The following is a 13,929-nucleotide window of genomic DNA, read 5'->3' as shown; positions in this document are numbered from 1 at the left end:
GCACTCTCCACGAACGAACCGACCGTTTCAGACGTACGGACATGACTGAACGGCAAAACTGTACTACCAGCTACTGGCAACAATCTAGTCGGAAGCGATCGTTTTCGTCGTTCCGGAGAAGTGACAGGTGCTGCTGGTTGTCGGCCCCTTATCCGATCGGGTGTAATTAGCCATGCTCGAGCGAGCCGACGCGATCCTGGCCATGATCCCGCTACTCTCCGTGAGCGGCCTCGCTCTTCAGACGGCGATCGCAGCCACGGGACTCGGAACGGGGTTGCTCACCGCGCCGTTGGCCCCGGCCGGCCCGGTCGCCGCGCTCGCGCTCGTCTTCCGCGAGCTGCTTGCCGGCCCCGTCGCCGAGCGCGCCGCCGACGAGTAACCGTAACTCAACAGGTTTAAGAATCCAGTAGCGATAGATAGCGGTACTATGGGTAACCAAAAAGTCGGCAGCGCGGGCCGTTTTGGCGCACGCTACGGTCGCGTCGCTCGACGCCGCGTCAGCGAGATCGAAGACGATATGGAAAACGCCGAGGTCGACGGCGACAGCGTCACCCGCGTCGGCACCGGCATCTGGAAGAACGACGAGACCGGCGAGGTCTTCACCGGCGGCGCCTACCGCCCGGAGACTCCCGCGGGTCGTACCGTCCAGCGCTCGATCCGAGCCGCACTGGCCGAAGACGAATAACGGTCTCTCACTCTCTACGCATGAGTTACAAGTGCTCCCGCTGCAAACGCGACGTTCAGCTCGACGAGTACGGCGGCGTTCGGTGTCCCTACTGTGGCCACCGCGTCCTCCTGAAGGAACGCAGCCGCGACGTCAAGGAAGTCAGCGTCCGGTAGCGTCCGTGGCCGCCCACGGCGCGACCCTCGAGTTCGAGTACGACGACCCGGCTCGAGCCCGCATCGTCGCCGAATCGGTCGCCCGTGAGATCGGCGAGATCGACGACGAGCGGTCGCGAACGACGATCGACCGCGAGGAGTCAGTCGTCGTAGTCGAACTCGAGGCCGCGGATCCCGTCGCGCTTCGGGCGGCGCTGAACACCTGGTTCTCGCTGATCGACGTCGCCGAGCGAACCGCCGCTGTCGGTGATCGCGTGCGGTCGCGCTCGGGAACGTAGCAGTCGTCGGCCGGCCGCTTTTGTCTGCGGTCCGCGAAGGGCTGCGGTATGGTAACGGATTCGGGCACGGGGAGCCGTCGGCGCGTTCTGCTGGCCGGCGGGACCGTCGGCTTCGGCTTCGGCGCGGTTATCGACGTCGTGATCTTCCATCTGACGCTGCAGACTCATCACCTGCTGTCGGGAATCTACGATCCCTACAGCCTCGACGGGATGCGGACGAACGTCATGTTCGACGGTCTCTTCTTGCTCGGAATGCTCGGCGTGATGGGCGTCGGCCTCGGGCTCACCTGGCGGCTCGTCAACGGCACCGACGCCCGGTTCTCGACGCGGTATCTGATCGGCTCCGTCGTCGTCGGGGCGGGCGCGTTCAACGTCTTCGACGGCGTCGTCAGCCACTACGTGCTCGACCTGCACAACGTCGTCCACGGCACCGAGGCCTGGAACCCCCACTGGCTCGCGGTGAGCGTGCTCATGCTCGTCGTCGGGGTCGTCCTGGTTCGCAGCGCGGACGGCCACCTCGCTCGAGCCGACTAATCGGGGTTACTCGATCGACACCGTCGCTGGCTCGAGGTCGAAAAACGCCGTCTCGTACCCCTCGTGGCGCGAGAGCTGCGGGGGCGAGTCGACGATCACCGCCAGCTCCTCGGCTTCGAGGCGGTCGCGCTCGACGGGGGCGCCGTAGTGGTGGCCCAGTTCGGCGTCGAGTCGCTCCGCGAGCGGGATCTTCTCGCCAGGTGATTCGTCCCGAACCGGGGTGACCGACAGTCCGGCGAGCGGGACCGAGAACTGGTTGTACCGCGTGCGCGCGTTCACGACGACGGCATCCTCGCCGTCGCCGTCCGAGCCGTCCTCGAGGACGCCGACGCCGAACTCGAGGTCCCCGCTGCGAGCGGTGCCGAGCCACTCGTCGGTAGCGGTCTCGAGGTCGGCTCCCGGCTCGTGGTCGTCCGCATCGGAGTCGTCGTGGTCGTCGTGATCGTCCTCCGACTCGTGGCCCCCGTGATCGTGCTCCATCGGCTCGACCGCCCCGGCCTCACCACGGCCCTCGTCCTCGTCGATCAGCCGTCGCTCGAGGGATTCGATCTCCGCGGCCGCGTACTCGAACTCGAGGTCGACGGTTCGCGGACTCTCGAGGCGGTCGGCGAGGACGCCGGCGGCGTCGACGCTCGTCGGCTCGATCCGAAGGGTCGCCACGCGGGGGCCGTCCTCGCCCAGCGGGACGTTATCGCCGTAGTGAAACCCCATCCGCTGAGAGAGCATCGGCCACAGGGTTCGCTCGTCGATCCGTCCCTCGCGGTTGCGGATCGCCGTCGACACCGACGTCGGAACCGTGAGGCCGGTCTCGGCGTCGGTGACCGTCGCCATCAGGTGGACGTCGTGGTGGTCCCGAACGTCCGCGCGCGCCCGTTCGTCGCCGGCAACCGTCCAGAACGAATGGGGCCGCGTCGCCGATAGCGAGACCTCGAGGCCGTCGACCGTGGCGCTGCCGAGCGGAAGCATCCCGTCGACCTTCGGCGGGATGTAGGTACCGTCCGGGGGATCCACGACGAATTCCCGCCAGGCGTCCTCACGTCCGAGGGTCTCGAGACAGCCCGCCGACAGCGAGAGCGCGCTCGAGAGGGCGCCGGCAGCGAGGAAGTCGCGACGTCGCATCACCGGAGGGACGCCCGCGAGAGGGATAGGCGTCGAGGTTGCACGTCCAACGGGGTTCGGACGCTCGCTTTCGCTCGAGCGACAAAGCTTGGCTTTATCAGTCCGGAGGGCGACGGTCGAGATATGCAAGGAAACCTGCCGCCGGAAGCACAGGAGAAAATCGAACAGCTTCAGGGTCTTCAGGAGACCGCACAGGAAGTCGCCATGCAGAAACAGCAGGCCGAGACGAACCTCGAGGAGGCCGAGAGCGCCCTCGACGAACTCGACAACATCGACGAGGAGACGACGATGTACCGTAACGTCGGCGAGCTGTTCGTCGAGACCGACTACGGCACGGCCGAGGACGACCTCGAAGAGAAGGTCGACTCCCTCGAGATCCGCCTCGAGACCCTCGAGAAGCAGGAGGAGCGCGTCCAGGAGCAGTTCGAGGACCTCCAGGGCGAGCTCGAGGAACTGCTCGGCGGCGCGGGCGGCGGCATGGGCGGCCCGGCCGGTCCGGGCGGTCCCGGCGCCGGCGGCGCGTAAATGTCGAGTGAGGAGCCGACCGACGAGGAGGTCGTCCAGACCGCATCCGACGCGGCGGAGGGGCTGATCTTCTCCCGGTACAAGCAATCTGACGTTCGGGACTACGACGTGACGGTCGTCTTCGAGGACGGTACCCTCGAGGTCGACGTCTACCTGAACGCGCCCGACGAAGACGCCGACCCGGAGCGGGTCGCCGACGACGCCGCCCTCGCCGCGCGCGAGGCCGTCGACGAGCTGTTCGGGGAGTAAGGTATTCGGCCCGCTTTTCGCGACGATTCCGTTCCGAGCAGCCGCGTTCCCGGACATCTGTGCCACAGTAACGCACACTACCACAACCGATTAGTAGCGCGCTCGGCAAGCTCACGCCACAGCAGATGGAGATCGTTTTCGCTCGGTGAGTCGGGCTCGCCTCCGTCATCGACGGTTCTGTCGACGGCGACGCAGCCCCCGGTCCCCGCTCGTTTCGTCCGGCACGGACTCGAGCCGGAGCCACGCAGTACCCGCAGCCACAGACCAACATGTCACGATCAGCTCCCACGCAGACCGCACGCACAGTTATCGCGAAACGATCACCGAACGCACCCGTCGAGACCGACGAGATCGAGGCGCTCGTCCGGGCCAACGGGGACGACGTCGTCGCGACGGTCACGCAGGTCGGGCCGAACGACTCCGGAACCTACCTCGGCAGCGGGAAACTCGAGGAGCTCGCCGCCGTCGTCGAGGAGCGAGCGGCCGGCCGCGTCGTCGTCGACGGCGAGCTCACGCCCGACCAGCACCACACCATCGAGCAACGGATGCCCGAGGAGACGATCGTCGTCGATCGCTACCGGCTCGTTCTCGAGCTCTTCGAGAGTCAGGCCGGAACCCGGCGGGCCCAGCTTCAGGTCGAGCTGGCGCGCCTGCGCTACGACCTGCCGCGGGTGATCGCCGCGGCCGACGAGGGAATGTTGAACCAGCAGACCGAGAAGGGGTCCCGGATCTACGACGTCGAGGAGCGGATCGACCGCCTCGAGACCAAACTCGAGGAGCTGCCCGAGCCCGCCGAGCAGTTCCGGCAGCGTCGCCGCGAGGAGGGGTTCGATCTCGTTACCCTGGCGGGCTACACTAACGCCGGGAAGTCGACGCTGTTGCACCGCCTCGCCGACGAGATGAGTCTCGAGGATCGCGCCGAGGATACTCCCGCGGACGGCGACGGAAAGGACGCCACTGCGGCGATCGAGGACCGGCTGTTCGAAACCCTCGAGACGACGACCCGTCGAGCGACCCTCGAGGGCCGGCCCGCACTCGTCACCGACACGGTCGGGTTCGTCGACGATCTGCCCCACGATCTCGTCGAGTCGTTCAGTTCGACGCTGTCGGAGGCGGCCGCGGCCGACGTCGTCGTCCTCGTCGTCGACGCGAGCGATCCCCTCGAGACGTTCCGCGAGCGGCTGTCGGTGTCCCTCGAGGTGCTCGAGGCCCAGGGGGTCGACGAGGATCGGATCGTCCCCGTGCTCAACAAGGCCGAGACGCTGTCCGAGGAGGAGCGTCGGCGACGCTCCTCGGTAGCTGCGGATCTCGTTCCGGAATCGGCGGCCGACCCGATCCTCGCGAGCCTGCTCGAGGGGACGAACCTCGAGACCGTTCGCTCGGAAATTCGAGCGCGGTTCCCCGAGGAGCGAGCGACGCTTCGGATACCAAACACCGACGACGCGATGTCGCTGGTCTCGACGGCCTACGATCGGACGACCGTCGAGTCGGTCGACTACGAGGGCGAGACGGTCACGCTCACCTGTCGCGGCCGGCCATCGGTGCTCGAGCGGCTGCACGGCCGGGCGGAGGCGTTCGAGTGAGAGGCCCCGGTCGTCACCGGTAGCAATCGATACCCGTTTGATCCGTCGCGGGAAGCTATCGGTATGCCCCTGGATCGAATCGACGTCGTCGCGATCGTCGGCGTCGGCGCGCTGATCGCGGCGTCGACGACCCTCGAGGGCGTCCTGGTGGCGGCCGCGCTCGGCGGCTTCGCGCTCTCGCTCTCGAGCTGGCGGCTGTACGGCGGCCGACCCTGGGAGGCGATCGCCTGGCTGGCGTGGGTCGGTGCGGCCGTGGCGATCGTCGTCGTTCCCGGTGGCGCGGCGCTCGCGGTCGCCTTCTTCGGCTGTCTGTTGTTCGGCCTCGGCGTCCTGCTTGCGGCTCGGCTCGAGTTTCTGCCGCCGATCTGGGACGCACCGGAATCGGACCGGGACGAGCCGACGGACGGGTGAGTCGCCACCGATCGTCGACGAGTCCTCCGGAGCGGTGACACACTGGCCGTGAACTTATATTCGACCGAGCACAATCGACGGACGTGACGACGCGTGCCGTCCCCGACGCGATTTTAGTGGGAATGTAGCCACGGCACCGTCTCCGGGAGGACCGCCGCGAACGCATCGGTCATACGATCTCCGCGCGGCGGCGAAACCCGGCTCGTCTCGACGACTGAACCGCGAGCAACGGGTAGCGATCGGAACCGAACCGACGACCGAAAACCGGCGGGTTTTACGCCCGCCACCGACAGATCACAGATATGAGCACCGACGAGTTTCCGACGGACAGTCCCGCGATCGTGACCTGCGGGTTGCCCTACGCCAACGGCGACCTCCACATCGGTCACCTCCGCGGATATATCGGCGCAGACGCCTTCAACCGCGCGCTCGAGACGCTGGGCCAGGAGACGGCCTACGTCTCCGGCTCGGACATGCACGGCACGCCCGTGGCCGTCAACGCCGAGCAGGAGGGCGTCGACCCCGAGGAGTTCGCCCTCGAGTGGCACCGTAAGTACGAGGAGACGTTCCCCAAGTTCAACGTCGACTTCGACAACTACGGCCACACCCACGACGAGACAAACACCGAACTGACCCAGGAGATCGTCCGCACCTTAGACGAGGAGGGCTACGTCTACGAGAAGGAGATCCAGGTCGCCTACGACCCCGACGCCGACCAGTACCTGCCGGATCGCTACGTCGAGGGCACCTGTCCCTACTGCGGCGAGAAGGCCCGCGGCGACGAGTGCGACGAGGGCTGTCAGCGCCACTTAGAGCCCGGCGAGGTCGAGGATCCGACGAGCACGATCACCGGCAACCCGGCCGAGTACCGCAAGCGCAGCCACAAGTTCTTCCGCGTCTCGGAGTTTTCCGACTACCTCACCGAGTTCTTAGACGGGCTCGAGGGAACCTCGAACGCCCGTAACCAGCCCCGCCAGTGGATCGAAGAGGGGCTGCAGGACTGGTGTCTCACCCGCGACATGGAGTGGGGGATCGACTACCCCAACGGTGACGACGAGAGCACGGAGGACGTCGTCCTCTACGTCTGGGTCGACGCCCCGATCGAGTACGTCGCCTCGACGAAACAGTACAGCGAGCGCGTCGGCACCGACGAGTACGACTGGGAACGCGTCTGGAGAGAGGACGGGGAGATCGTCCACGTCATCGGCCGAGACATCATCCAGCACCACACGATCTTCTGGCCCGCGATGCTCGAGGGCGCCGACTACAACGCCCCCCGCGCCGTCGCCGCAACCGGTTTCATCACGATCAACGGGAAGGGACTCTCGACGAGCCGAAACCGGGCGATCTGGGCCGAGGAGTACCTCGAGGAGGGCTTTCACCCAGACCTGCTGCGGTACTACCTGACGACCACCGGCGGCCTCCAGCAGGACGTCGACTTCTCCTGGGACGCCTTCCAGGAGAAGGTCAACGGCGAGCTGGTGGGAACGGTCGGCAACTTCTGGTACCGCTCGCTGCTGTTTGCCTACCGGAACTTCGAGGGGACGCCGGATGCGGACGTCTCCGCGGAGGTCGAGGAGCGCATCGAGGGCGCCATCGGCGAGGTTCGCGAGGCCGTCAACGACTACTCGCTGCGCGGCATCGGCCAGGCCGCGACCCGCCTGGCGCAGTTCGGCAACGAGTACATCCAGCGCAACGAGCCCTGGAAGCTCACCGACGAGGATCCCGAGCAGGCGGCGCAGGTCATCCGCGACTGCGTTCAGATCGCCAAGGCCGTCGCCGTCCTGCTCGAGCCGATCACGCCCGACAAATCCCAGCTGCTGTGGGACCAGATCGGCGAGGACGGCGAGATCGCTGACGCCGGTCTCCAGGCCGCCCTCGAGGCCCCGCCGCGGAGCTTCGCGGAGCCCGGCGAGCTGTTCGAGAAGATCGAGGACGACCGCGTCGCGGAGCTCAACGAGAAGCTCGAGGAGCGCGTCGCCGCTGCGGGAGACGACGAGGAAACCGAAAGCGACGACACGGCGGCTGACGAAGCCACAAATATGGCAGACGGAGACACTGACGAGCTCGAGCCCCTGCTCGAGGACCGCATCGGCTTCGAGGAGTTCCAGGACGTCGACATCCGCGTCGGCCGCATCGAGACGGCCGAGGGGATCGAGGGTGCCGACGACCTCGCCAAACTCGAGGTCGACATCGGCTTCGAGACCCGCCAGGTCGTCGCGGGGATCAAACAGCTCCACGACCTCGAGGAGCTACCCGGCCAGAAGTGTATCCTGCTGGCGAACATGGAGCCCGCCGAACTGTTCGGCGTCGAGTCGAACGGAATGGTGCTCGCCGCGGGCGAGCAGGCCGACCTGCTGACGACCCACGACGACGCCGAGGTCGGCGAGAAGGTTCGGTAGTCGCCCTCGCGGTTTTCCCTCGAGTCGGAGACCTTCCGGAGCGTCACCTTCTCGAGTAGCGATCCTCGGGACTCGATCGGATTCGGACCGAAACTAACGGAAAGGAGGAACGCACGCCGCAGTGTCAGTGCGAAGCCGTGGGGACGGCGCCCTACCGAGTACCGCGAGAACCGATCCGAGTCAGACTTCGTCGACGAGGTCCGCGAAGTCGTCGGTGTCCTTCAGCGCCATCGTCTGGGCGTCGAGCCCGTGTCGGTGTAAGGTTAGTGCGGCCTTGTACGCCGAGTCCTGGTCGGGCGCCTCGAAGATGACGAGGAAGTCGTGCTCGCCGAGCATCGCGTAGGAGTCCTGGAGCGTGGTGTCGTGTTCCTCGAACTCCGTCCGAATCTCGCCCCAGATCGAGGCGAGTTCCTGCATGTTCTGGACGTCCCGATCCGTGAGCTCCACGACGGATGCGAACGTTGGCATACAGGGAGGGAGGAACGAACGTCGGAAAACCGTTCCCGTGGCACATGATGGGCTGGCAAGGAACTCGAGACCGAGTAAACCACGCAGCTTTTTGTCAGTGCTCGCGCTATCAGGCGACATGAGAAACGCGAAGATCGTCTGTACCCTCGGACCCGCCTCTGACGACCGGGGAACGATTTCGGAGCTCGCCGACGCCGGAATGTCCGTTGCACGGCTGAACGCGAGCCACGGCAGCCTCGAGGATCGAGCGACGCTGATCGACCGCGTGCGCGCGGTCGACGAGCAACGAGACGAGCCGGTGGCCGTCATGCTCGACATGAAGGGACCGGAGGTCAGAACAGCCCCGCTCCCGGAGGGAGAGACAGTCTCCCTCGAGACGGACTCGGAGATCGAGTTCGTCGAGGGCGAGGAGGTGTCCCCCGAGCGCGTGGGTCTCTCGCTCCCCATCCGGGAGGTCGAGGCGGGCGACCGCATCCTGCTCGACGATGGCCTGATCGAGACGACGGTGCTCGAGCGCTCCGGCGGGACGGTCCGGGCCCGCGTCGACACCGGCGGCGAGCTCGGCGGCCGCAAGGGGGTCAACGTCCCCGGCGTCGACCTCGATCTGGATATCGTCACCGACTCCGACCGGAAGGACCTCGAGCTCGGCGCCGAGAAGGAGGTCGACTTCGTCGCGGCGAGTTTCGTCCGCGACGCCGAGGACGTCTACGAGGTCAGCGAAGTCCTCGAGGAGCTGGGCGCCGAGGAAATTCCGATCATCTCGAAGATCGAGCGGGCTGGCGCCGTCGAGAACTTAGACGAGATCATCGAGGCCTCCTACGGGATCATGGTCGCCCGCGGCGACCTGGGCGTCGAGTGTCCGATGGAGGACGTTCCGATGATCCAGAAGCGAATCATCCGCAAGTGTCACAACGCGGGCTCGCCGGTCATCACGGCGACGGAGATGCTCGACTCGATGGTCCACGCCCGTCGACCGACCCGTGCCGAAGCGTCCGACGTTGCCAACGCCGTGCTGGACGGCACCGACGCGGTGATGTTGTCGGCGGAGACGGCGATCGGCGACCACCCTCCCGAAGTCGTCGACGCCATGGATAGCATCGTCCGTCAGGTCGAGGACTCCAAGGAGTACGCCGAGACCCTCGAGCAACGCGTCCCGACCGCGGGCGAGGCCCGAACGGACGCCCTCGCTCGCTCCGCGCGCTATATGGCCCGGGATATCGGCGCGGAGGCGATCGTCGCTGCCACTGAGTCCGGCTATACGGCGCTGAAGACGGCGAAGTACCGCCCCGGCGTTCCCGTCGTCGCCTCGACGCAGAGCCACGAAGTCCGCCGTCAACTCGCCCTCTCATGGGGCGTGACGCCGCTATACGCCCGGGTCTCCGACCAGGGCGCCGACGCCGTCGTCGAGAAGGCCGTCCAGGCGGCGCTCGATGCAGGAGTCGCCGACAGCGGTGACACCGTCGTCGTCCTCTGTGGGATGATGACCGAACTCGAGGGGGCGAACACGACGAACATGATGAAGGTCCACGTCGCCGCGGACGCGCTGACGACGGGACGGGTCGTCGTCGAGGGCCGGACGACCGGGCCAGTCGTTCGGCTCCGGGATGGCGACCTCTCGGAGATTCCCGACGGCGCGATCGTCGCGCTCGGGTCGGCGTTCGACGACGAGTTCGAGGGGGACCTCGAGCGGATCGGCGGGATCGTCAACGCCCAGCGGGGGATGACGGGCTACCCCGCGCTCGTCGCCCGCGAGATCGACGTTCCGATGATCAGCGGGGCGGACGTCGACGAACTCGAGGACGGATCGACGGTGACCCTCGACGCCGAGCGCGGCGTCGTCTACGGCGGCGACATCGGCGACCGAACCGAGCGAAACTGAGACCGATCGCCGTACCGATTTGCCGGCACAACCGCAGCCCGGGCCGCGGTTGCGCCGGAAGTGGTTTGCAGCGAACCGTATGAACCGACGACCACGGGTTTTTGACCGCGGCGAACCAACCACGACGCATGGCAGGCGACGCCCCCGGCGACCGACGCGAAGGAAACGACGGAACGCGGGAGCAGCCGACGGCGGGGTCGACCGACGAGCGGACGACGGTGCGAAACGTCCGGGACACGACCGAGGCCGCCCCAGTCCGCAGCGGCGACCGCGATCGGATCCCGATCGACCTCTCGAGCTACGATAGTGCCGACGCCGACACCGACGCGGGCGATGGCGAGGGCGGAGACGAGGCCGACGACCCCTACGCGCCCGAACCGAGTTCGACGCCGATCGAACGCGGCGAGCCCTCCCTCGAGAACGCAGTCTTCGTCGTGCTGGGAGCGATCGCGATGCTTCTCGTGATCGCTCGCGTCGTCTCGCTGCCGTTCTGAATCGGCCGCCGAGCCCACTAAACATTTAATCACGGCGAGACCTTAGCATCGGGCATGATCGAAGTTCTCTTCGAGAATATGCCCCTCGTGTTGCTGGCGACGGGTCTCGTGTTGATGGGGCTCGAGGCGCTGTCGCCGGGGGCCCATCTCATCGTCATCGGCATCGCCCTGGTCGGTGCGGGACTCATCGGGATGCTGTTCCCACCAGCGGCGAACCTGCTGGTGCTGGCGGGACTGACGCTGGCGATCGGGCTCGTCGCGACCTACGTCTACCGCGAGTTCGACTTCTACGGCGGGAAGGGGACCCCCCAGACCTCCGACTCGGCGTCCCTGGCCGGGACGACGGGCTACGTCACCGAGACCGTCACCAACCGCAGCGGCGAGGTCAAACTCGACCAGGGTGGGTTCGCTCCCTACTACAGCGCTCGGACCTCGAGCGGAACCATCGAGGAGGGCGAGGAGGTCATCGTCCTCGATCCCGGCGGCGGGAACGTCCTGACCGTCGAGTCGCTGGGCTCGATCGGCGAGGACGAGATCGACCGGGCGCTCGCCCGCGAGTCGTCGAGCCACGAGGAGCCGGCGGTCGACGAAACCGGGTCCGCGGAATCAAACGCCGACGAGTCGGTACGCGAGCGGGAGACCGAGAAGTCGGGCTGATCGACTGCGACATGTTGACTGGGGGAACGTTTTTCCCCTCACCGCCGTAAGATCGACGTATGGCGATCGAATTACTCCCCATGCAAACCGGCGGTGCACTGCTGTTTCTGGGTGCGCTGGTTCTCGTCGTCGTCGTCGCCGCGCTACTGAGCGCGATCGAGATCGTCGACGCCTACGAGAAACGCGCCCTGACCGTCTTCGGCGAGTACCGCAAACTGCTCGAGCCGGGGATCAACTGGGTCCCGCCGTTCGTCTCGAACACGTATCGGTTCGATATGCGAACACAGACCCTCGACGTTCCCCGTCAGGAAGCGATCACCCGGGACAACTCCCCGGTGACCGCCGACGCCGTCGTCTACATCAAGGTAATGGACGCGAAGAAGGCGTTCCTCGAGGTCGACGACTACAAGAAGGCCGTCTCGAACCTCGCCCAGACCACCCTGCGTGCCGTGCTGGGCGACATGGAGCTCGACGACACGCTCAACAAGCGCCAGGAGATTAACGCGAAGATCCGCCAGGAGCTCGACGAACCCACCGACGAGTGGGGTATTCGAGTGGAGAGCGTCGAAGTTCGAGAGGTCAATCCCTCGAAGGACGTCCAGCGCGCGATGGAGCAACAGACCTCCGCCGAACGGAAACGCCGTGCCATGATCCTCGAGGCGCAGGGTGAACGCCGCAGCGCCGTCGAGAAGGCGGAAGGTGACAAGCAGAGTGAGATCATCCGCGCACAGGGTGAGAAGCAGAGCCAGATCCTGGAAGCGCAGGGTGACTCGATCTCGACGGTCCTGCGGGCGAAGTCCGCCGAATCGATGGGCGAACGCGCCATCATCGATCAGGGAATGGAGACGCTCGAACAGATCGGCCAGAGCGAGTCGACCACCTTCGTCATGCCACAGGAGCTGACCTCGATGGTCGGGCGCTACGGCAAGCACCTCTCGGGTAGCGACATCAAGGAAGACGGCGACCAGCTCGAGAGCCTCGACTTCGACGAGGAGACCCGCGAGCTGATCGGCCTCGACGACATCGCCGAGATCATCGGTGAGATCGATCAGGAGGCCGAGATGGACGTCGAGGCGATGGAACAGGAGGCCCAGGCGATCAAGGAGGGCCAGGATCCCGCCGAGATCTCCGACCCCGACGAGGTCATCGAGGAGATGGACCAGGAGTTCCAGCAGACCGACGGCGGAACGACCGAGCCCGCGGCCGACGCCACTGAGCCCGACGACGACGCTCAGTCCCCGGTCGACGACTCAAGCGCGAACAACTAGCACTCGGCTCGGTACGCGGTTTTTTTATCGGCGCGCCGACCCCGTTTTCGCACCACTCGACGTCACCACAGATATCAGTGTAGTAGAAACACTTTTGGAGTGTTGATTGCGTCGTAGAACTATGTCTCTACTTACGCCGCTTTTGGCGACGACCGTCGCCGGACTGGCGATCGGACTACTGGTGTTGTTGCTCGTTCCGATCGTCCTCCGGAGCAGTATCGTCATCGTCGACGCCTACGAGAAGAAAGCGCTGACCGTCCTCGGCGAGTACCGCAAGCTGCTCGAGCCGGGGATCAACGTCGTCCCGCCGTTCGTCTCGAACACCTACAGCTACGACATGCGGACCCAGACGGTCGACGTCCCGCGCCAGGAGGCGATCACGCGGGACAACTCGCCCGTCACGGCCGACGCCGTCATCTACATGCGCGTGATGGACGTCAAGCGCGCGTTCCTCGAGGTCGACGACTACGAGCGCGCGGTCTCGAATCTCGCCCAGACGACCCTGCGGGCCGTTATCGGCGACATGGAGCTCGACGACACGCTAAACCGCCGCCAAGAGATCAACGCGAAGATCCGCCAGGAGCTCGACGAACCCACAGACGAATGGGGCATTCGGATCGAGTCGGTCGAAGTTCGAGAGGTGAACCCCTCGAAGGACGTCCAGCAGTCGATGGAGAAACAGACCTCCGCCGAGCGCAGACGGCGCGCGATGATCCTCGAGGCCCAGGGCGAACGCCGCAGCGCCGTCGAGAAGGCGGAAGGTGACAAGCAAAGCGAGATCATCCGCGCACAGGGTCAGAAGCAGAGCCAGATCCTGGAAGCGCAGGGTGACTCGATTTCGACGGTCCTGCGGGCGCGCTCGGCCGAGTCGATGGGCGAACGCGCCATCATCGATCAGGGAATGGAGACGCTCGAACGGATCGGCCAGAGCGAGTCGACCACCTTCGTCATGCCCCAGGAGCTGACCTCGATGGTCGGGCGCTACGGCAAACACCTCTCGGGCAGCGACGTCGAGGAAGACGGCGATCGCCTCGAGAGCCTCGAGTTCTCCGAGGAGACCCGCGAGCTGATCGGCCTCGACGACATCGCCGAGATCCTCGGCGAGATCGACGCGGAGCTCGAGGCAGACTCGGCGATCGAGTTCGATGAGATCGACGAGGAGCCGTCGCCCGCAGGGAACGACGCGGCCGATCCCTCACAGACTACCGACTGAGTCGGTATC

17 protein-coding genes are annotated in these 13,929 nt (G+C 66.2%); 15 read left to right on the top strand and 2 right to left on the bottom strand.

Features of this window, described 5'->3' with window-relative positions; all coding sequences use genetic code 11:
* The first annotated feature begins 172 nt into the window (after nt 1-172).
* Genes QA609_RS01910 through QA609_RS01890 form a run of 5 tightly spaced genes read left to right on the top strand, consistent with a single transcriptional unit; the run spans nt 173 to nt 1,652 of the window.
* Nucleotides 173-379, top strand: a complete 207-nt coding sequence (locus QA609_RS01910) for a hypothetical protein (protein WP_278300883.1) — start codon at nt 173-175, stop codon at nt 377-379.
* Nucleotides 380-427: 48 nt separating this feature from the next.
* Entirely contained in the window at nt 428-685 is a 258-nt protein-coding gene (locus tag QA609_RS01905) for a 50S ribosomal protein L37ae (protein WP_278300882.1), read from the top strand.
* Between the two features lie 20 nt (nt 686-705).
* Entirely contained in the window at nt 706-840 is a 135-nt protein-coding gene (locus tag QA609_RS01900) for a DNA-directed RNA polymerase subunit P (protein ID WP_005553800.1), read from the top strand.
* A 5-nt stretch (nt 841-845) separates the two neighbouring features.
* On the top strand, nt 846-1,118 hold the full coding sequence (locus tag QA609_RS01895; RefSeq protein WP_278300881.1) for a KEOPS complex subunit Pcc1: 273 nt from the start codon (nt 846-848) through the stop codon (nt 1,116-1,118).
* 48 nt (nt 1,119-1,166) lie between these two features.
* Nucleotides 1,167-1,652: a DUF2243 domain-containing protein gene (locus QA609_RS01890; protein WP_278300880.1), complete on the top strand. Its 486-nt coding sequence runs from the start codon at nt 1,167-1,169 to the stop codon at nt 1,650-1,652.
* Between the two features lie 6 nt (nt 1,653-1,658).
* Here QA609_RS01890 and QA609_RS01885 read toward each other — a convergent pair whose 3' ends face one another.
* Nucleotides 1,659-2,771, bottom strand: a complete 1,113-nt coding sequence (locus QA609_RS01885; protein WP_278300879.1) for a hypothetical protein — start codon at nt 2,769-2,771, stop codon at nt 1,659-1,661.
* A gap of 123 nt (nt 2,772-2,894) precedes the next feature.
* Here QA609_RS01885 and QA609_RS01880 point away from each other — a divergent pair, with 123 nt between their 5' ends.
* The 5 genes from QA609_RS01880 (at nt 2,895) to metG (ending at nt 7,941) form a co-directional block, all read left to right on the top strand.
* The gene (locus QA609_RS01880) at nt 2,895-3,296 is read left to right on the top strand and encodes a prefoldin subunit beta (RefSeq protein ID WP_278300878.1); all 402 of its coding nucleotides are present in this window, start codon (nt 2,895-2,897) and stop codon (nt 3,294-3,296) included.
* The gene (locus QA609_RS01875; protein ID WP_278300877.1) at nt 3,297-3,545 is read left to right on the top strand and encodes a DUF3194 domain-containing protein; all 249 of its coding nucleotides are present in this window, start codon (nt 3,297-3,299) and stop codon (nt 3,543-3,545) included.
* Nucleotides 3,546-3,814: 269 nt separating this feature from the next.
* Entirely contained in the window at nt 3,815-5,128 is a 1,314-nt protein-coding gene (gene hflX, locus QA609_RS01870; protein ID WP_278300876.1) for a GTPase HflX, read from the top strand.
* A 63-nt stretch (nt 5,129-5,191) separates the two neighbouring features.
* Entirely contained in the window at nt 5,192-5,539 is a 348-nt protein-coding gene (locus QA609_RS01865; protein ID WP_278300875.1) for a hypothetical protein, read from the top strand.
* Between the two features lie 302 nt (nt 5,540-5,841).
* On the top strand, nt 5,842-7,941 hold the full coding sequence (metG, locus tag QA609_RS01860; protein ID WP_278300874.1) for a methionine--tRNA ligase: 2,100 nt from the start codon (nt 5,842-5,844) through the stop codon (nt 7,939-7,941).
* Nucleotides 7,942-8,121: 180 nt separating this feature from the next.
* Here metG and QA609_RS01855 read toward each other — a convergent pair whose 3' ends face one another.
* Entirely contained in the window at nt 8,122-8,409 is a 288-nt protein-coding gene (locus QA609_RS01855; protein ID WP_278300873.1) for a GYD domain-containing protein, read from the bottom strand.
* A 118-nt stretch (nt 8,410-8,527) separates the two neighbouring features.
* Between QA609_RS01855 and pyk the strand changes: the two genes are divergently transcribed.
* The 5 genes from pyk (at nt 8,528) to QA609_RS01830 (ending at nt 13,920) form a co-directional block, all read left to right on the top strand.
* Nucleotides 8,528-10,288, top strand: a complete 1,761-nt coding sequence (gene pyk, locus QA609_RS01850) for a pyruvate kinase (RefSeq protein WP_278300872.1) — start codon at nt 8,528-8,530, stop codon at nt 10,286-10,288.
* Between the two features lie 128 nt (nt 10,289-10,416).
* A complete protein-coding gene (locus tag QA609_RS01845) occupies nt 10,417-10,782 on the top strand; it encodes a hypothetical protein (protein ID WP_278300871.1) in 366 nt (121 codons plus the stop codon).
* 54 nt (nt 10,783-10,836) lie between these two features.
* The gene (locus tag QA609_RS01840) at nt 10,837-11,439 is read left to right on the top strand and encodes an NfeD family protein (protein ID WP_278300870.1); all 603 of its coding nucleotides are present in this window, start codon (nt 10,837-10,839) and stop codon (nt 11,437-11,439) included.
* 59 nt (nt 11,440-11,498) lie between these two features.
* Nucleotides 11,499-12,707 carry an SPFH domain-containing protein gene (locus QA609_RS01835; RefSeq protein ID WP_278300869.1) on the top strand — a complete coding sequence of 403 codons (1,209 nt, stop codon included), beginning with the start codon at nt 11,499-11,501 and terminating at the stop codon, nt 12,705-12,707.
* Nucleotides 12,708-12,828: 121 nt separating this feature from the next.
* Nucleotides 12,829-13,920: an SPFH domain-containing protein gene (locus tag QA609_RS01830; protein ID WP_278300868.1), complete on the top strand. Its 1,092-nt coding sequence runs from the start codon at nt 12,829-12,831 to the stop codon at nt 13,918-13,920.
* Nucleotides 13,921-13,929: the final 9 nt, after the last annotated feature.

The sequence above is a fragment of the Natronococcus sp. A-GB7 genome (assembly GCF_029688865.1).
Classification (GTDB): Archaea; Halobacteriota; Halobacteria; order Halobacteriales; family Natrialbaceae; genus Natronococcus.
Note: the sequence above shows the minus strand (reverse complement) of the source record. Positions and strands in the feature narration are given on the sequence as shown.